This is a genomic window from Streptomyces sp. NPDC006544 (assembly GCF_040611715.1).
GTDB lineage: Bacteria > Actinomycetota > Actinomycetes > Streptomycetales > Streptomycetaceae > Streptomyces.
Genome location: NZ_JBEXOV010000080.1, coordinates 17,739 through 34,409, shown reverse-complemented (window position 1 = coordinate 34,409; position 16,671 = coordinate 17,739). Strand labels below are relative to the sequence as shown.

Annotated in this window: 17 protein-coding genes and 1 pseudogene; 4 read left to right on the top strand and 14 right to left on the bottom strand. The window is 72.6% G+C overall.

Annotation, left to right across the window (positions count from 1 at the left end; translation table 11 throughout):
* From ABZY44_RS28850 to ABZY44_RS28800, 11 genes and pseudogenes are all read right to left on the bottom strand, one after another.
* Positions 1–252: pseudogene (locus ABZY44_RS28850) on the bottom strand (sulfate ABC transporter substrate-binding protein); the annotation flags it as partial.
* Between the two features lie 211 nt (positions 253–463).
* Positions 464–1,804, bottom strand: coding sequence for a GTP-binding protein (locus ABZY44_RS28845; RefSeq protein ID WP_356658826.1), 1,341 nt, complete (start codon positions 1,802–1,804; stop codon positions 464–466).
* Between the two features lie 2 nt (positions 1,805–1,806).
* On the bottom strand, positions 1,807–2,745 hold the full coding sequence (gene cysD, locus ABZY44_RS28840; RefSeq protein ID WP_356658824.1) for a sulfate adenylyltransferase subunit CysD: 939 nt from the start codon (positions 2,743–2,745) through the stop codon (positions 1,807–1,809).
* Positions 2,742–3,287 carry an adenylyl-sulfate kinase gene (gene cysC, locus ABZY44_RS28835; protein ID WP_356658830.1) on the bottom strand — a complete coding sequence of 182 codons (546 nt, stop codon included), beginning with the start codon at positions 3,285–3,287 and terminating at the stop codon, positions 2,742–2,744. The genes cysD and cysC overlap by 4 nt, the downstream gene beginning before the upstream one ends.
* A gap of 41 nt (positions 3,288–3,328) precedes the next feature.
* Entirely contained in the window at positions 3,329–4,042 is a 714-nt protein-coding gene (locus ABZY44_RS28830; protein WP_356658822.1) for a phosphoadenylyl-sulfate reductase, read from the bottom strand.
* Positions 4,039–4,218, bottom strand: a complete 180-nt coding sequence (locus ABZY44_RS28825; RefSeq protein WP_356658820.1) for a hypothetical protein — start codon at positions 4,216–4,218, stop codon at positions 4,039–4,041. Before ABZY44_RS28825 ends, ABZY44_RS28830 begins: the two co-directional genes overlap by 4 nt.
* The gene (locus ABZY44_RS28820; RefSeq protein ID WP_356658818.1) at positions 4,215–5,924 is read right to left on the bottom strand and encodes a nitrite/sulfite reductase; all 1,710 of its coding nucleotides are present in this window, start codon (positions 5,922–5,924) and stop codon (positions 4,215–4,217) included. Before ABZY44_RS28820 ends, ABZY44_RS28825 begins: the two co-directional genes overlap by 4 nt.
* 206 nt (positions 5,925–6,130) lie before the next feature.
* Positions 6,131–6,214 (bottom strand): putative leader peptide, encoded by an 84-nt coding sequence (locus tag ABZY44_RS28815; RefSeq protein WP_312847410.1) that lies wholly within the window; start codon positions 6,212–6,214, stop codon positions 6,131–6,133.
* A gap of 130 nt (positions 6,215–6,344) precedes the next feature.
* Complete coding sequence (locus ABZY44_RS28810; RefSeq protein ID WP_356658816.1) at positions 6,345–6,911, bottom strand: GNAT family N-acetyltransferase; 567 nt, start codon at positions 6,909–6,911, stop codon at positions 6,345–6,347.
* Between the two features lie 26 nt (positions 6,912–6,937).
* Positions 6,938–8,209: a GAF domain-containing protein gene (locus ABZY44_RS28805; protein ID WP_356658828.1), complete on the bottom strand. Its 1,272-nt coding sequence runs from the start codon at positions 8,207–8,209 to the stop codon at positions 6,938–6,940.
* A 396-nt stretch (positions 8,210–8,605) separates the two neighbouring features.
* Positions 8,606–10,249: an acyl-CoA dehydrogenase family protein gene (locus tag ABZY44_RS28800; protein ID WP_356658814.1), complete on the bottom strand. Its 1,644-nt coding sequence runs from the start codon at positions 10,247–10,249 to the stop codon at positions 8,606–8,608.
* A gap of 17 nt (positions 10,250–10,266) precedes the next feature.
* On the opposite strand from ABZY44_RS28800, the gene ABZY44_RS28795 reads away from it, so the two are divergent.
* The gene (locus ABZY44_RS28795; protein WP_356658812.1) at positions 10,267–11,382 is read left to right on the top strand and encodes a YihY/virulence factor BrkB family protein; all 1,116 of its coding nucleotides are present in this window, start codon (positions 10,267–10,269) and stop codon (positions 11,380–11,382) included.
* Positions 11,383–11,440: 58 nt separating this feature from the next.
* Positions 11,441–12,211 (top strand): helix-turn-helix domain-containing protein, encoded by a 771-nt coding sequence (locus ABZY44_RS28790; RefSeq protein ID WP_356658810.1) that lies wholly within the window; start codon positions 11,441–11,443, stop codon positions 12,209–12,211.
* Here ABZY44_RS28790 and ABZY44_RS28785 read toward each other — a convergent pair.
* Positions 12,115–12,543: a VOC family protein gene (locus tag ABZY44_RS28785; RefSeq protein ID WP_356658808.1), complete on the bottom strand. Its 429-nt coding sequence runs from the start codon at positions 12,541–12,543 to the stop codon at positions 12,115–12,117. The two genes, ABZY44_RS28790 and ABZY44_RS28785, sit on opposite strands and share 97 nt — an antisense overlap.
* Positions 12,544–12,595: 52 nt before the next feature.
* The gene (locus ABZY44_RS28780; protein ID WP_356658806.1) at positions 12,596–13,426 is read right to left on the bottom strand and encodes a TetR family transcriptional regulator; all 831 of its coding nucleotides are present in this window, start codon (positions 13,424–13,426) and stop codon (positions 12,596–12,598) included.
* Between the two features lie 108 nt (positions 13,427–13,534).
* Here ABZY44_RS28780 and ABZY44_RS28775 point away from each other — a divergent pair, with 108 nt between their 5' ends.
* Positions 13,535–14,713, top strand: a complete 1,179-nt coding sequence (locus ABZY44_RS28775; RefSeq protein WP_356658804.1) for an FAD-dependent monooxygenase — start codon at positions 13,535–13,537, stop codon at positions 14,711–14,713.
* Between the two features lie 235 nt (positions 14,714–14,948).
* Positions 14,949–16,055: a ribosome small subunit-dependent GTPase A gene (rsgA, locus tag ABZY44_RS28770; RefSeq protein ID WP_356658802.1), complete on the top strand. Its 1,107-nt coding sequence runs from the start codon at positions 14,949–14,951 to the stop codon at positions 16,053–16,055.
* Between the two features lie 197 nt (positions 16,056–16,252).
* On the opposite strand, the gene ABZY44_RS28765 is transcribed toward rsgA, so the two are convergent.
* Complete coding sequence (locus ABZY44_RS28765) at positions 16,253–16,651, bottom strand: PPOX class F420-dependent oxidoreductase (protein ID WP_356658800.1); 399 nt, start codon at positions 16,649–16,651, stop codon at positions 16,253–16,255.
* Positions 16,652–16,671: the final 20 nt, after the last annotated feature.

The window sequence follows — 16,671 nt, the reverse complement described above, 5'->3', positions numbered from 1 at the left end:
CTTCTGGATCAGGCCCTCCTGCAGACCGACCAGCGCGGTGGCGTGCGTCAGGTTCGGGAAGTAGCCGATCCGGACCTCGGAGGCAGACAGCTTCTCGCCGGCGGCGGCGGCGTTCTCCTTCGCGGGAGCGTCGTCCTTCTTGGCCTCGGAGCCGTAGCCGCACGAGGCGAGCGCGCCGATCAGGAGGGGCAGGGCTGCAGCGGCGACGAGGCCGCGGTTCGGGGTCCTACGGGTGGTACCGGTGGCAGGCACGGGAGGGCTTCCTCTCGTAGCGTCGGTTCACGACGCACGTCTTCGTCTGTGGAGCCGGGGCGGGTACGGCTCTGCGGGGGTGTGGGCGCGCGAGCGGTGCGCGTACGTCATCACGCACATCGCCCCACACCTCCCTGGCCGCTGCCGAGGGAGCCACTGCCCACACGGCCGCCCTCCTTCGCGAAGGTGGAGTAGATATCGCCGATCATGATCAGAAATCCCACCCTTCCTCATCGGCCTGGACGGTGGTCTCGGCCTGGGAGGCGAAGGACTCGCCGACCATGCCGGCCGCCAGCGTCGTGCCGTCCGCGGGGTCGATCAGCAGGAAGGATCCCGTGCGGCGCGAGGCGGCGTACGAGTCGAGCGCGAGCGGCTCGGCGGTGCGTACGACGACCCGGCCGATGTCGTTGGCGACCAGCTGTCCGGGGTTCGGGTGCTGTGACAGGTCGTCCAGGGTCAGCCGCGAGGGGATCTCCTTGACGATCGCCTTGACCGTGCGCGTGGTGTGCTTGATCAGCACCCGGGCGCCCACGGCCAGCGGCTGGTCCGCCACGTGGCAGACCGTCGCCTCGACGTCCTGCGTGGTGGCGGGCGCGCTCGCGGACGGCGCGATCAGGTCGCCGCGCGAGATGTCGATGTCGTCCTTCAGCCGCACCGTCACCGACTGCGGGGCCCAGGCGATGTCCACGCTCCCGCCGAGCGCGTCGATGCCCTCGATGACCGAGGTGCGGCCCGACGGCAGCACGGTCACGGCCTCGCCGACCCGCAGCACGCCGGAGGCGATCTGGCCCGCGTAGCCGCGGTAGTCGGGGTGTTCGGCGCTCTGCGGACGGATCACGTACTGCACCGGGAACCGCGCGGGGCAGGCGGTGAGGTCGTGGCTGACCGGGACGGTCTCCAGGTGCTCGAGCACCGTCGGGCCGCCGTACCAGTCCATGTGCGCGGACGGCTCGACCACGTTGTCGCCGGCCAGGGCCGAGATCGGGATCGCGGTGATCTCCGGGACGCCCAGGTCCGAGGCGTACGCGGTGAACTCCTCGGCGATCGCGGCGAAGACCGACTCCGCGTAGCCCACCAGGTCCATCTTGTTGACGGCCAGGACCACGTGCGGCACCCGCAGGAGCGCGGCGACCGCCGCGTGCCGGCGGGTCTGCTCGATCACGCCGTTGCGGGCGTCGACCAGGACCACCGCGAGGTCGGCGGTGGAGGCGCCGGTGACCATGTTCCGGGTGTACTGCACGTGCCCGGGGGTGTCGGCGAGGATGAACCGGCGGCGGGCCGTCGCGAAGTAGCGGTAGGCCACGTCGATGGTGATGCCCTGCTCCCGCTCGGCCCGCAGGCCGTCGGTGAGCAGCGCGAGGTCGGGAGTGTCCTGGCCGCGCTGGGCGGACACCGCCTCGACGGCCTCCAGCTGGTCGGTCAGGATCGACTTGGAGTCGTGCAGGAGGCGGCCGACGAGCGTGGACTTGCCGTCGTCGACGGAACCGGCGGTCGCGAAGCGCAGCAGCGTGGTCGCCGACAGATCGGCGAACTGCTCGGTGGTGGAGGTCATTTCTAGAAGTACCCTTCGCGCTTGCGGTCTTCCATCGCGGCCTCGGACATCTTGTCGTCGGCGCGGGTGGCACCCCGCTCGGTGAGCCGGGAGGCGGCGATCTCGGTGATCACGGCGTCGAGCGTGGCGGCGTCGGAGTCGACGGCGCCGGTGCAGGACATGTCACCGACGGTGCGGTAGCGCACGAGCCGGGACTCCGGGGTCTCGCCGCTCTTCGGGCCGCCCCACTCGCCGGCCGTCAGCCACATGCCGTTGCGCTGGAAGACCTCGCGCTCGTGGGCGAAGTAGATCTCCGGGAGCGTGATGTCCTCGCGGGCGATGTACTGCCACACGTCCAGCTCGGTCCAGTTGGACAGCGGGAAGACGCGCACGTGCTCGCCGGGGGCGTGGCGGCCGTTGTAGAGCTGCCACAGCTCGGGGCGCTGGCGGCGCGGGTCCCACTGGGAGAACTCGTCGCGCAGGGAGAAGACGCGCTCCTTGGCGCGGGCCTTCTCCTCGTCGCGGCGGCCGCCGCCGAAGACGGCGTCGAATTTGAGGCTCTGGATGGCCTCGGTCAGCGGGAGGGTCTGCAGCGGGTTGCGGACCCCGTCGGGGCGCTCGCGCAGCTTGCCGGCGTCGATGTACTCCTGGACGGAGGCCACGTGCAGGCGCAGGCCGTGCTCGGCGACCGCGCGGTCCCGGTAGGCCAGCACCTCGGGGAAGTTGTGGCCGGTGTCCACGTGGAGCAGGCTGAACGGCACCGGCGCCGGCGCGAACGCCTTCAGCGCCAGGTGCAGCATGACGATCGAGTCCTTGCCGCCGGAGAAGAGGATCACCGGCTTCTCGAACTCGCCCGCCACCTCGCGGAAGATGTGCACGGCCTCGGATTCGAGGGCGTCGAGGTGCGACAGCGCGTAGGGCGCGTCCGTCCCTTCGTGGACGTGTGCGACGGTGGCGGTCATGCCAGGCCCCTCTCGGTGAGCAGCGCGTGCAGGGCCGAAGCCGACTCCTGCACGGACTGCGTGTGCGACTCGATACGGAGGTCCGGGGACTCCGGTGCCTCGTACGGGTCGTCGACCCCGGTCAGACCGGAGATCTCGCCCGCCGCCTGCTTGGCGTACAGGCCCTTCACGTCACGCTCCGAGCAGACCTCCACCGGGGTGGCCACGTGGACCTCCAGGTACGAGGTGCCCTCGGCGGCGTGCCGCTTGCGGACGGCCTCGCGGCTGTCCGCGAACGGCGCGATCACCGGCACGAGCGCCTTGACGCCGTTGCTCGCGAGGAGTTCGGCGACGAAGCCGATCCGCTGCACGTTGGTGTGCCGGTCCTCACGGCCGAACCCGAGACCCGCGGAGAGGAACTCCCTGATCTCGTCGCCGTCAAGGACCTCCACACGGTGGCCCTCGGCGCGCAGCCGCTCGGCCAGCGCGTAGGCGATGGTGGTCTTGCCCGCGCTCGGCAGCCCGGTCAGCCACACGGTGGCGCCCTGGTCGCTCACGCTCATCTGCTTCGTCTCCGTCGGTTCCGTGCGAGAGGTGTCTGTCATCAGCCGTGCAGTCCGCACTCGGTCTTCCCGCGCCCGGCCCAGCGGCCGGCCCGGGCGTCCTCGCCCGGGGCCACCCGGCGGGTGCAGGGTGCGCAGCCGACGGAGGCGTAACCGTCCGTCAGCAGCGGGTTGGTGAGGACGCCGTGCTCCTGGACGTACGCGTCCACGTCGTCCTGGGTCCAGCGGGCGATCGGGGAGACCTTGACCTTCTGCCGCTTCTCGTCCCAGCCGACCACCGGGGTGTTCGCCCGGGTCGGGGACTCGTCGCGGCGCAGGCCCGTCGCCCACGCGTCGTACGCCGTCAGGCCCTCTTCCAGGGGCTTGACCTTGCGCAGCGCGCAGCACAGGTCGGGGTCGCGGTCGTGCAGTTTCGGGCCGTACTCGGCGTCCTGCTCGGCCACCGTCCGGCGCGGGGTGAGCGTGATGACGTTGACGTCCATCACGGCCTCGACCGCGTCACGGGTGCCGATGGTCTCCTCGAAGTGGTAGCCGGTGTCGAGGAAGACCACGTCCACGCCGGGGAAGACGCGGGAGGCGAGGTGGGCGACCACCGCGTCCTCCATGGAGGAGGTCACGGCGAACTTCCCGCCGAAGGTCTCGGCCGCCCAGGTGAGGATCTCCAGGGGCGAGGCGTCCTCGAGCTCGCGGCCCGCCCGCTCGGCCAGCGCCTTCAGCGCGCCGGCCTCGGGACCGGTTTCCTGAATGGTGGTCATATCTCGTCCCCTCCAGCGTCATTGGACCGAACACCCCGGGCCAGCAGCCCCAGGTACTTCAGCTGGAAGGCTCGGTTGCAGGCCCTGCATTCCCATGCCCCGTGGCCGGTTTCGTTCGGGAACAGGTCCTCGTCACCGCAGTACGGGCAGTAGAAGGGCGCGGCGCGCTCGCTCACGAGAGGTCCTCGTCCTTCGCACGGGTCACCCAGGCGGCGAAGCGCTCGCCGCCCTCGCGCTGGTCCTCGAAGCGCGTGACGACCCGCTCGACGTAGTCCGGCAGACCGGCCGCGGTGACCTTGAGGCCGCGGACCTTGCGGCCGAACCCGGCCTCCAGGCCGAGCGCGCCGCCCAGGTGGACCTGGTAGCCCTCGACCTGGTTGCCCTCGTCGTCCAGGACCAGCTGGCCCTTGAGACCGATGTCCGCCACCTGGATACGGGCGCAGGCGTTCGGGCAGCCGTTGATGTTGATGGTCAGCGGCTCCGCGAACTCCGGCAGGCGGCGCTCCAGCTCGTCGATCAGCGAGGCGCCGCGCGCCTTCGTCTCGACGATGGCCAGCTTGCAGAACTCGATGCCGGTGCAGGCCATCGTGCCGCGGCGGAACGGCGACGGCGTGACCCGCAGGTCCAGCGCCTCCAGGGCCGCGACGACCGAGTCGACCCGGTCCGCCTCGATGTCGAGCACGATCATCTTCTGCTCGGCGGTGGTGCGCAGCCGCCCGGAGCCGTGGCTCTCGGCGACGTCCGCGATCTTGGTCAGGGTGGCGCCGTCGACACGGCCCACGCGGGGTGCGAAGCCCACGTAGAACCGGCCGTCCTGCTGCTGGTGGACGCCGACGTGGTCGCGCCACTGGCCGCTGGGCTGCTCGGGCGCCGGGCCGTCGGTCAGCTTGCGCTTCAGGTACTCGTCCTCGAGGACCTGACGGAACTTGGCCGGGCCCCAGTCGGCGACGAGGAACTTCAGGCGGGCGCGGGTGCGCAGCCGGCGGTAGCCGTAGTCGCGGAAGATCGAGATGACGCCCTCGTAGACGTCCGGGACCTCGTCCAGCGAGACCCAGGTGCCCAGGCGCACGCCCAGCTTGGGGTTGGTAGAGAGGCCGCCGCCGACCCAGACGTCGAAGCCGGGGCCGTGTTCGGGGTGGTTCACGCCGACGAAGGCGACGTCGTTGATCTCGTGCGCCACGTCGAGCAGAGGGGAGCCGGAGACCGCGGACTTGAACTTGCGGGGCAGGTTGGAGAAGTCCGGGTTGCCCACGATGCGGCGGTAGATCTCGTCGATGGCGGGCGTGCCGTCGATGATCTCGTCCTTGGCGATGCCGGCGACCGGCGAGCCGAGGATCACGCGGGGGCAGTCACCGCAGGCCTCGGTGGTCGAGAGGCCGACGGCCTCCAGGCGGCGCCAGATCTCGGGGACGTCCTCGATGCGGATCCAGTGGTACTGCACGTTCTGGCGGTCCGTGAGGTCCGCGGTGCCGCGCGCGAACTCCTGGGAGATCTCGCCGATGACGCGCAGCTGCGCGACGGTCAGCCGGCCGCCGTCGATGCGGACGCGCAGCATGAAGTACTTGTCGTCCAGCTCCTCCGGCTCGAGGATCGCGGTCTTGCCGCCGTCGATCCCGGGCTTGCGCTGGGTGTACAGCCCCCACCAGCGCATACGGCCGCGGAGGTCGTTGGGATCGATCGAGTCGAAGCCCGCCTTGGAGTAGATGTTCTCGATGCGTGTCCGCACATTAAGACCGTCGTCGTCCTTTTTGAACTGCTCGTTGCCGTTGAGGGGCGTGTGGTGTCCGACGGCCCACTGGCCCTCACCGCGGTGACGGCCGGTCTTGCGGCGCGCGGCGGCGGCGGGTGCGGCGGCTGCGGTCGTTTCGGGGGTGGCGGCCATGGCGGTACGTCCTTCTTCGGCGGCTCAGGGCATGGGCAGGGGGAGTGGCGGCGTGACCCCTGGCGCACATGGAGCGGGTGTGGCTGATCGCCGCCTTCGTGGGGCGGTGGGCGGCCTACAGGGGACTGCGGTGGTGGGGTGACGTCCTACGGCGGGCGCGGCGGCAGTGCGCGGTGGCCGTACGTCGTGCGGCGGTGCTGGTTCCCTCAGCGCGCCGGACAGATGGCGCTGGACATGCGGCCGAGGTCGACGTGCCGCCGACTCACCAAGGCAATTCCAGCTCCGTTCATGGCGGAAGCGTGGCATGGGGCGATTGGAGGAGTCCACTACTGTCCACGATCCGGACGAAGTCGTCTCGTATCGCGAGATCCCCGTGACGGGGGTCACCCCGGGGAGCCCCTCGGGGCCCCCGGGTGGAGCTCAGGCGCCGGGCCAGGATCCCGGGGTCGGGGACGGCTCGTAGGGCTCCGTCTCCTCGCGGAAGACCTTGAAGCCGCGGCGGACGTAGTTCGGCATCGCCGCCGGCCCGTCGAGGCTGCACGTGTGGAGCCAGACCCGGCGCGTCGGGGGCAGTTCGGGCCAGCGCTCCGCCAGCGACCACGCCTTCTCGATGCCCACGGTCAGCAGGTGGCCGCCGATCCGGCGCCCCCGGAACTCCGCGATGAGACCGAAGTAGATGATCTCCACCACACCGTCGGGCTGCGGGTCGAGTTCCACGTACCCGGCCGGGGTGCCCCGGTCGTACACCACCCACGTCTCCACCCCGGGGCGGCCCAGCTGCTCCGCCCACTGGGCGCGGGTCAGGCCCAGCCGGTCCGTCCAGTGGACGTCGCCGCCCACCGCGGTGTAGAGGAAGCGGCTGAACTCCGGGGACGGGACCTGGGACCGGACGATCCGGATCTCCGGTCCGGGGACGGCCGCCGACGGGACGAGGTCGCTCGGCGAGGTCATTTCCAGGGACCAGGTGGTCAGCGTCGTGGTGCTCATGCCTGCCAGGGAATCACATCCCCAGGTCACGGCCGGGGGGTCCCCCTGGGATCCGCCCCTCCCCGCCGGGCCTCGATCACGGCCGGGGCGGTGGAGTGCGGCAGCAGGGCGGCCGGGTTCCCGGGGCGGACCACCTCGACCTCCACGTCCTGCGCGAAGCGGTACGGCCGGTGCGCGAGGACGCCCGCGAGGTTGCGCCGGACCCGGGACATCTCCGCCCGGATCGTCACCGTGCGCGTCGGGTCCCCGAAGAGTTCCCGGGCGAGCTCCGCCGCCGAGCGGCCGCGGGGCGACTCCGCCAGCAGGAACAGCAGCTCCGCGTGGCGCGGGCTCAGCTCCTGCGACCAGCTGCCCGAGGCCCCGTAGACGGTCGCCAGGCAGGCCTCCGGCCGGCTGAGGTCCAGGACGACGCGGGCGGCGGCCCGCGCCCCGCCGGTGGTCTGCGCGGCGCTGAGCAGCCAGCCGCCGGGCAGCGGCTCCGCCAGGCAGTCGCCCAGCTGCGGTACCCACACCCGGCCCGGCCCGAACGCCTTCGGCAGCGGGATCCGCTCCGTCGGCGCCAACCCCGTGACGGCCGCCGTCCAGCCGTGGCCGTCGACGGCCACGGCCCGGCCGGGCAGCCGGGCCAGCAGCGGGGCCGCCACCGAACGCAGCCGTTCCAGGGACTCCAGGTGCCGGATCCGCAGCTCCCGTTCCGCGAGCCGGGCCACCGAGCTCACCCACGCCAGGGTCGCCGGGTGCATGGTGGCCAGCGGTCCGCTGACGTCGACCACGCCGAGCAGCTGCCCGTCCCGGGGATCGTGCACGGGGGCGCCCGCGCAGGTCCAGTCGTGGTGGCTGGAGACGAAGTGCTCCGCCGAGAACACCTGGACGGGCCGCCGGGCCACCAGGGCGGTACCCACCCCGTTGGTGCCGACGACGGCCTCGTCCCAGTCGGCCCCGACGGCGAAGCCGAGCCGGTCCGCGTTGCGCAGGATGGAGGCGTGGCCCTCCCGCCACAGCAGCCGGCCGTCGGCGTCGGCGACGACCATGATGTGCAGGGTCTCGTCCAGCGAGGGCAGCAGCCCCTCGCGCAGGACGGGCAGGAGGTCCCGCAGCGGGGACGTCTGCCGCCGCTCCTCGGTCTCGGCGGCCGACAGCATCCGGGAGCGGGTGTCGCGGTCCGGGTGGACGCCGCCCGCCAGCATCCGGCGCCAGGACTCGGCGATCTCCGGGCGGGGCGCGGCCGGCGGCCGGTCCCCGGCGAGCGCGGCCGCCCGTACGCCCTTGAGCAGACGCGCGGCCTCACGCGCGTCCATGGCCGAAATGCGTGCCGCACCGACCGCGCTGCCCGTGGTGTGGGCCACCGGAACCTCCCGTGTGGAACAGACGTACGACGGATACCGCCCGGGGGGTGTACGAGGCGTGCGGGATCCCGGCGCACGCGGTACGCCCCGGGTGCGGGCCGTTCCGATTCAAAGGGTGCAACGTCATGCAACTCTCGCCAAGTCCCGGTCGCGCGATCGAAACTGTGCGGACGTCGCCCGGCGACGTGACGGCTCCTTCCTCGGGGCTCGACGGATCAGGGGTGGTGCCGAGTCGGCGCGGCGCCATCCCTCATCCAGGTCGACGGGCCCGGATCCACGACCGCCGTGCTCGCCGAAGGGTTGGGGCCCTTCGGCGAGCCCGTGAACAGAAGGGTTGGGGCCCTTCTGTCAGCCCGTGATCCGGGCCCGTTCCACGATGGACCGCAGGTCGAGACTGTGCGGCAGCGTGCCGAAGGCCGCGCCCCAGTCGCCGCCCAGCCGCGAGGCGCAGAAGGCGTCGGCGACCTCCGGCGGGGCCCAGCGCACCAGCAGGGACCCCTGCAGCACCAGGGCCATGCGCTCCACGACGCGGCGGGCCCGTGCCTCGATGCCCTCGAGGTCGGCGAGCTCGGTCAGCAGGTCCTTGATGGCCGAATCCAGCCGGTGGTCCGCCCCGCGCGCCAGGCCGACCTCCTGGAGGAAGGCGCCCAGCGCCAGCGGCTCGCGCTGGAGCGCGCGCAGCACGTCCAGGGCCTGCACGTTGCCCGATCCCTCCCAGATGGAGTTCAGCGGGGACTCGCGCAGCAGGCGCGGCATCCCCGACTCCTCGACGTAGCCGTTGCCGCCCAGACACTCCAGTGCCTCCGCCACCATCGGCGTACAGCGCTTGGTCACCCAGTACTTCGCGACGGGCACCGCGAGGCGCAGGAAGGCGCGCTCCTGGTCGGTGCCGGCGTCGTAGGCGGCGGCGAGGCGCAGCGTGAGCGTGGTGGCCGCCTCGGACTCCAGCGCGAGGTCCGCGAGCACGTTGCGCATCAGCGGCTGGTCGATGAGCGGGGAGCCGAAGGCGGAGCGGTGCTCCGCGTGGTGAGCGGCCTGCGTCAGCGCCTGCCGCATCAGCGAGGCCGACCCGATCACACAGTCCAGCCGGGTCGCCGCGACCATCTCGATGATGGTCCTCACCCCCCGGCCCTCCTCGCCCACCCGGCGCGCCCACGTCCCGTCGAACTCCACCTCGCTCGACGCGTTCGACCGGTTCCCCAGCTTGTCCTTCAGCCGCTGGATCGCGAACACGTTCCGCGTGCCGTCCGGCAGCACCCTCGGCACCAGGAAGCACGTGAGCCCGCCCGGAGCCTGAGCCAGCACCAGGAACCCGTCGCACATCGGCGCCGAGCAGAACCACTTGTGCCCCGTCAGCAGGTATTCGCCGGACGCGTCCAGCGCCACCGCCGTCGTCGTGTTCGCCCGTACGTCGCTGCCGCCCTGCTTCTCCGTCATGCCCATCCCGAAGAGCACCCCGGCCTTCTGCCCGGCCGGCCGCAGCCCCTCCTCGTACACGTGCGAGGTCAGACGCGGCTCCCACTCCGCGGCGAGCACCGGATCCGTACGCAGCGCCGGCACCGCCGCGTGCGTCATCGAGACGGGGCACCCGTGCCCCGACTCCGCCTGCGACCACACGAAGAACCCTGCCGCGCGCCGCAGGTGCCCCGCGGGGCGCCCCCACGCGTCGGTGAGCCCGGCGCCCACCGCGTGCCCGAGCAGCCGGTGCCACGAAGGGTGGAACTCCACCTCGTCGATCCGGTTGCCGTACCGGTCGTGGGTGCGCAGTTTCGGCGGGTTCTCGTTCGCCAGCGCGCCCCAGTCCTGCGCCTGGCGGGATCCTGCGGCCCGCCCCAGATCCGTGAGCTCGCCGCGCACCTGCGCGGCGAGTCCGGGCTCCGCGCCCGCGAGATGCCGCTCCACGCCCTCGCTCAGGACCCGGTCGCTGCCGTAGACGTCGTAGGCCGTGAGGAGCGGGGCCTGATTGCTGACTGTGTGGGTGGTGGCTGCCATGCGGATACCGTAAGGACGTGCAGCCAGCAAAAGAAACACCCGAGCGGATTCCCGGAAGGCTCCACCGGGCCCGCGCCCTCTACCGCAACGTCTCGAAGCGCAAGATGGCGTGGCTGCTGCTCAAAGACACCGTGAACTCGTGCATCGAGTACCGCATCCTCGGACTCGCGGCCGAGGCCGCCTTCTTCACGCTGCTCTCGCTGCCCCCGCTCTTCCTCGGCCTGCTGGGCCTGCTGGGGTACGTGGACGGCTGGTCGGGCGGCACCACCGTCGCCAGCATCGAGGAGAACATCCTGCGGGCGGTCGGCACCGTCCTGTCGGACCGGGGCGTCAACGAGATCGCCAAACCGATGCTCGACGACGTCACCAACCGGGGCCGCCCCGACCTCATCTCCCTCGGTTTCGCCTTCGCCCTCTGGTCGGGCTCGCGCGCCGTCAACGTCTTCATCGACACCATCACCGTCATGTACGGGCTCGACGGGCAGCGCGGCATCGTCAAGACCCGGCTCCTGGCCTTCCTGCTCTACGTCATCGCCCTGCTGATCGGCGCCGTCGTGCTGCCGCTGATGGTCGTGGGCCCGGACACGGTGGTGCGGCTCCTGCCCTGGAGCACGGAAGTCATCGCGGTCCTCTACTGGCCCGTCGTCACCCTGCTCTCCATCGCCTTCCTGACGACGCTCTACCACGTCTCCGTCCCCGTCCGCTCGCCCTGGATCGAGGACGTGCCGGGCGCGCTCGTCGCCCTCGCCATGTGGGTGGTCGGCTCCTTCCTGCTGCGGATCTACCTCACCAACACCGTCGAGGGCCCCACGATCTACGGATCCCTCGCGGCCCCCGTCGCGATCCTGCTCTGGATCGGCATCTCGGCCTTCGCCGTCCTCGTCGGCGCGGCCGTCAACGCCGCGATCGACCGCGTCTGGCCCTCGCTGGCCACGGCGGCGGCGCGCGAGGCGAACGAGCGGGTCCGCGAGGCCGAGGCCGCGCAGCTCGTCGCGCGGGCGGCCGCCTGGCGGGCGCTGGCCGAAGGGGAGTCGGAGGACGACGAGGGCGACGACATGCCGTCGGAGTTCCCGGAGCGCTGGTCGCGGTTCCTGCCCCCCGAGGACTACCACTCGCGCCTGCGCAAGCACTGAGCGCGGGCCGGCGCCGGCCCGCCGAAACCTTTCGGGTGACGGCACTAACCTGGTCCTCGTGTACGAGGAACGACCGTCCCGCCTGGTCCCCGGCGCCGTGCTGTGGCGGGCCGACGCGGCCGGCGGCTCGGGGGTGGTCCTGCCCGACGGTTGCGTCGACCTGCTGTGGGTGGACGGCCGCCTCCTGGTGGCCGGCCCCGACACCGCCGCGCACCCCGCCGGCGAGGTCGCCGGCAGCGGCTTCGCCGGGATCCGGCTCGCCCCCGGCACCGCGCCCGCGCTGCTCGGCGTACCGGCCCGCGTACTGCGCGACCGGCGGGTCGAACTGGCCGGCCTGTGGCCCGCAGCCGAGGTACGGCGCCTCACAGGGCGGGTGGCGTCCTACGAGGACCCCCGCGCCGGACTGGAGGAACTGGCCCGGCTCCGCGCGGCCGACGGCGGGCCCCCGGACGCGCTGGCCCCGGAGGTCGCGGCCCGGTTGCGCGCGGGGCAGGGCGTGGCCGCCATCGCGGCGGCGGTCGGCCTCGGCGAGCGGCAGCTGCACCGGCGGTCGCTCGACGCCTTCGGATACGGGCCCCGGACGCTGGGGCGGATCCTGCGCCTCCAGCGGGCCCTCGCGCTGACCCGGCGCGGGCTGCCGCACGCGGCGGTGGCCCACATGGCCGGATACGCCGACCAGTCCCACTACGTCCGCGAGGTGCGCGCCCTGGCCGGGACGACGCCGGGGGCCTACTACGCGGCGGGGGCGGCCAGGTCGGCGGGGGAGCCCGGGTCGGCCGGCGCGAAGAGGGAGACGCCCGATCCGTCCGGATCGAGGACGACGGCGTAGCGCTGACCCCAGAAGGCGTCCCAGGGCTTCAGGTGGCCGCTGTGGCCGTCGCCGGTCAGTTCCGCGTACAAGGAGTCCACGGCGGCGGGGGAGTCGCACAGGAAGGCGAGCCCCACCCGGCCGTCGCCCGCGGGCCGGGTCCAGGACGGGTCGAAGGACCGGATGACCTCCTCCGTGTCCCAGCCGACGCGCAGTCCGCCCGGCAGGACGGCTTCCACGTGGGGCTGGGAGTCGGCCTCGGCCGGGATGTCGAGCCCGAGGCGGCGGTAGAAGGCGAGCGAGGCGGCCATGTCGGAGACGATGATGCCGATCATGTCGAGTCGGGGAGTCATGGCGTCAGACTAGGCACGATGCACGCGGCCGGTATTGAACGCATCGGACACGTCACTCGCCGTCCTCCTCCTGCGGGAGGTTGCGGTAGACCGTGGCCCGGGAGACGCCGAGCCGGGCGGCGATCGCGGTGGCCCCGCTGCCCGCCGCGTGCATCCGGCGGGCCGCCTCGACCATGGCCGGGCTCATGGCGGCGGGCCGGCCGCGCCGGCCGCCGGACGCGGGCGGCGGTGTCCCCGGCCCGGCGGGCCCGTCCAGGAGACGCCGTACGCCGTCCAGGACGGCCGCGCGCAGGACGGGGGCCGGGGCGTCGGTGAAGAGCACCACCGGGTCGGAGAGCATCGCGACGGCCTGGGCCGCCCGTACCCGCTCCGCGAACCCCGGGTCCGCACCCGCCACCAGCGTGCCCGCCCGGAGCATGGCGTCGCGCAGGCGGGCGAAGGCCGGGCCGGGGGTGGCCAGGGCCATGTCCTGGAGGTTGAGCCGGAGCAGGTACCGGTGCTTCAGCCAGACGTCGAGGACCCCTTCGATGGCGGCCCACCGGGCGTCGGCGGGCACGGACCCGGGCGAGGCGGGCGGGACGGCCGCCGCGCGGGCCAGGGCAGCCGCCAGATCGCGGAGCATCGGCTCCACGAGGGCGGCGAGGATGTCGGCCTTGCCGGGGAAGTGGTAGAGCACGGCGGGCTTGGAGACGCCCACCCGTTCGGCGATCTCCCGCAGCGAGGTGTCGTGGAACCCGCGGACCCCGAACAGCTCCATGGACACCCGCAGGATCCGCCTCCGGGTGTCGGAAGCCGTCTCGATAATGGACTCATTATGCGACGCCACGGGGGCGATTCGCGTCTCGTAAATCGTCTCAAAATCTGAGGTTCGACGTTTCTCCATGAGGAACAGCCTAGTCCCTTGCCTGAGTTGACAACAGAGATTTACCGTGGCTCCTGACCGACGGTAAGTCAGAGTCGGCAGTGGAACGCGGCATACGAGGAGACCTCCGTGAGCGTCGTCGACAAGAGCGTCCTGATCTCCGGCGCGGGCATCGCCGGGCCCGTGCTCGCCTACTGGCTCGCCCGGCACGGCTTCCGGCCGACCGTGGTCGAACGTGCGACCGCCGTCCGCTCCAGCGGAAGCCCCGTGGACGTCCGGGGCCCCGCGCTCGAAGTGGCCGAGCGGATGGGCATCACGCGCCGCCTCCGGGAAGCCGGCACCCAGGTCACCGCCCTGCGGTTCGTCGACGCCACCGGACGCCGCACGGGCGGGCTCCCGCTGGGCGGCCTGCCCGGCGCCGCCGCCGGCCGGGACATCGAGATCGGCCGCGGCGACCTAGCTGCCGTGCTGCACGAAACGAGCCGCGAACACGCCGAGTTCCTCTTCGGGGACTCCATCGACACCCTCCGTCAGGACTCGGACGGGGTCGACGTGACCTTTCGTGACGGACCGCCCCGCCGCTTCGGCCTCGTCATCGGCGCCGACGGCCAGCACTCCGCCGTCCGGCGCGAAGCCTTCGGCGAGGAAGGCCGGTTCGTGCACCACGCGGGGATGTACGTAGCCACCTTCCCGCTCGGCGTCCCGGCCGAGGACCCCCACACCGTCGTCGCGCACAGCGCTCCCGGCCGTCTGGCCGCCGTACACCCCCGGCGCGGCAGCTCACTTGCCTTCCTCGCCTACCGGGCCCCGGCCGAAGCGGGCTTCGACCACCGCGACACCGATCGGCACAAGCGGCTGCTCACCGCCGCCTATGCGGGCGGCGGCTGGCGGGTGCCCGAACTGATGGACCGCCTGCGGACCACGCCGGAGTTGTACTTCGACGCCGTCAGCCAGGTCAGGATGACCGGCTGGTCCCTCGGCCGCACCGCGCTGCTCGGTGACGCCGCCTCCTCGGTATCGCTGTTCGGCGACGGCAGCACCCTCGCCGTGGCCGGGGCGCACACGCTGGCCGTCGAACTCGCCGCGAGCCCCGGCGACCACACCGCGGCCTTCCGGCGCTACGAGGCCCGCCACCGGCTGCTGGTCGACCCCAAACAGCGCGGGGTCGCCCGGGCTGCCGCGCTGCTGGTGCCCTCGACCCGGGCGGGGATCCTCGCCCGCGACCTCGCGAGCCGGGCGTGGAGCGCGGGCGGAGCCCTGCGCGGGCGGGCGGCGCGGGGGCACGTAAAAGAAGTGGCGCGCGCCTGAACGGACTTGTTACGGTGGGGGTGTTCCCGCCGAGCGGTGCGGGACGGCGTGTTCCCGCACGCGTCAGCATGTTGTACGACCCGGAGGTGAGTTCATTGATGACTGTCATCGCGCAGGGCGCTGCCCGCACTCAGAAGACCATCAATGTCACTTCCGTGGTCTCCGGCTGACCTCACACCACTCCCGCGCGCCGTGGCGGCGCGCTCTGCCGGGGCCACCCTGTGAAGGGTTTCCCTTGTCTTTCTCTTCTTTCTCGCAGGCTTCGCTCTCGCACGCCCTCGGCCCCTTCGGCTGGGACGATGCCTGGGCGGACGAGTTCACCCCGTACACCGATCAGGGCCTCGTGCCCGGCCGGGTCGTACGGGTCGACCGCGGGCAGTGCGACGTCATGACGGCGGACGGGATCGTCCGCGCCGACACCGCCTTCGTCACCCCGCACGACCCGCTCCGGGTCATCTGCACCGGCGACTGGGCGGTGGTGGAGGCGCACGGCACCCCGCGGTACGTCAAGACCTACCTGCCGCGCCGGACCGCCTTCGTGCGGTCCACCTCCTCGCAGCGGTCCGAGGGCCAGATCCTCGCCGCGAACGTCGACCACGCGATCATCGCGGTGTCGCTGGCCGTGGAACTGGACCTCGGCCGCATCGAGCGCTTCCTGGCGCTCGCCTGGGAATCGGGGGCGCAGCCGCTGGTCGTCCTGACCAAGGCGGACCTCGTCCCGGACCCCGTCTCCCTCGGCCACCTCGTCGAGGACGTCGAGACGTCGGCGCCGGGCGTCCAGGTCCTCACCGTGTCCTCGCTGACCGGTGAGGGCACGGACGTGCTGGCCGCGGTGGTCGCGGGCGGCACGAGCGTGCTGCTCGGCATCTCCGGCGCGGGCAAGTCCACGCTGGCCAACGCGCTCCTCGGCTCCGAGGTGATGGAGGTCCAGGAGACGCGCGACGTGGACGGCAAGGGCCGTCACACGACCACGACGCGCAACCTGCTCGCGCTGCCGGGCGGCGGCGTACTGATCGACACGCCCGGGCTGCGGGGCGTGGGGCTCTTCGACGCGGAGGCGGGTGTCGGGCAGGTCTTCTCGGAGATCGAGGAGTTCGCCCGGCAGTGCCGGTTCCACGACTGCGCGCACGAGGCGGAGCCCGGGTGCGCGGTGCGGGCCGCCGTGGCCTCGGGGGAACTGCCGGAGCGGAGGCTGGAGAGCTACCGCAAGCTGCTGCGGGAGAACCAGCGGATCGTCGCCAAGACGGACGCGCGGCTCCGGTCGGAGATCAGGCGGGACTGGCGGCTGCGGTCCGCGGAGGGCCGCGCGAACTACGCCGCGAAGCGCGGGGGCCGCGGCTGACGCTCCCGCGTCGCGATCCCTCCCGGGGCCCCGCAGTGGGTCCTCCCGGGGGTCCCGCCCAAGCCCCGTGGTCCCGCCCGGCATTCCGCCGGGCGGGGCTGCGGGTTTTCTCTGCGCGGGGCTGCGGGTTTCCACTGCGCGGGACCCGGCCTCCGGCCGTCCCCGCGGTCGGCCCCCCGGCCGGTCCGCGTCGCGGACTACGCGTCGTCCAGGCCCCAGGACAGCACGCGGTGCGGGTGGATGCGGATCACTTCCGGGCTGAAGTGGGGACCCAGGGAGTGCGGGCCGACTTCCAGCGTCGCGACGCCGCGGATCTCCACGCCGCGGACCTTCCACGGGCGGGTGCTGACCAGGTCGTCCACGACCAGGGACAGGCGGGGATTGCCCTCCAGGTTCCGCCACTTCTTCGTCGTGCCCATCGACAGGCCGCCCACGAGGATCGTCCCGTCCTCCTGCGGGAAGAACCCCACCGGGTTCGCCTGCGGCTGTCCGGCCGCGTCCACCGTCGCGAGCCGCCCCAGGTGCTGTGCCCGCAGGTACGTCAGTTCCGGCTCGCTGAAGCCCTTGAAATCCTTGAAGCCCGTCAGGTCCGTCATGGGCAAGACGATCGCAGGCC

Coding starts and splice junctions, on each gene's coding strand:
- ABZY44_RS28845 (WP_356658826.1), bottom strand. CDS start 1,804: ATGACCTCCACCACCGAGCAGTTCGCCGATCTGTCGGCGACCACGCTG.
- cysD (WP_356658824.1), bottom strand. CDS start 2,745: ATGACCGCCACCGTCGCACACGTCCACGAAGGGACGGACGCGCCCTAC.
- cysC (WP_356658830.1), bottom strand. CDS start 3,287: ATGAGCGTGAGCGACCAGGGCGCCACCGTGTGGCTGACCGGGCTGCCG.
- ABZY44_RS28830 (WP_356658822.1), bottom strand. CDS start 4,042: ATGACCACCATTCAGGAAACCGGTCCCGAGGCCGGCGCGCTGAAGGCG.
- ABZY44_RS28820 (WP_356658818.1), bottom strand. CDS start 5,924: ATGGCCGCCACCCCCGAAACGACCGCAGCCGCCGCACCCGCCGCCGCC.
- ABZY44_RS28815 (WP_312847410.1), bottom strand. CDS start 6,214: ATGAACGGAGCTGGAATTGCCTTGGTGAGTCGGCGGCACGTCGACCTC.
- ABZY44_RS28810 (WP_356658816.1), bottom strand. CDS start 6,911: ATGAGCACCACGACGCTGACCACCTGGTCCCTGGAAATGACCTCGCCG.
- ABZY44_RS28805 (WP_356658828.1), bottom strand. CDS start 8,209: ATGGACGCGCGTGAGGCCGCGCGTCTGCTCAAGGGCGTACGGGCGGCC.
- ABZY44_RS28800 (WP_356658814.1), bottom strand. CDS start 10,249: ATGGCAGCCACCACCCACACAGTCAGCAATCAGGCCCCGCTCCTCACG.
- ABZY44_RS28785 (WP_356658808.1), bottom strand. CDS start 12,543: ATGACTCCCCGACTCGACATGATCGGCATCATCGTCTCCGACATGGCC.
- ABZY44_RS28780 (WP_356658806.1), bottom strand. CDS start 13,426: ATGGAGAAACGTCGAACCTCAGATTTTGAGACGATTTACGAGACGCGA.
- ABZY44_RS28765 (WP_356658800.1), bottom strand. CDS start 16,651: ATGACGGACCTGACGGGCTTCAAGGATTTCAAGGGCTTCAGCGAGCCG.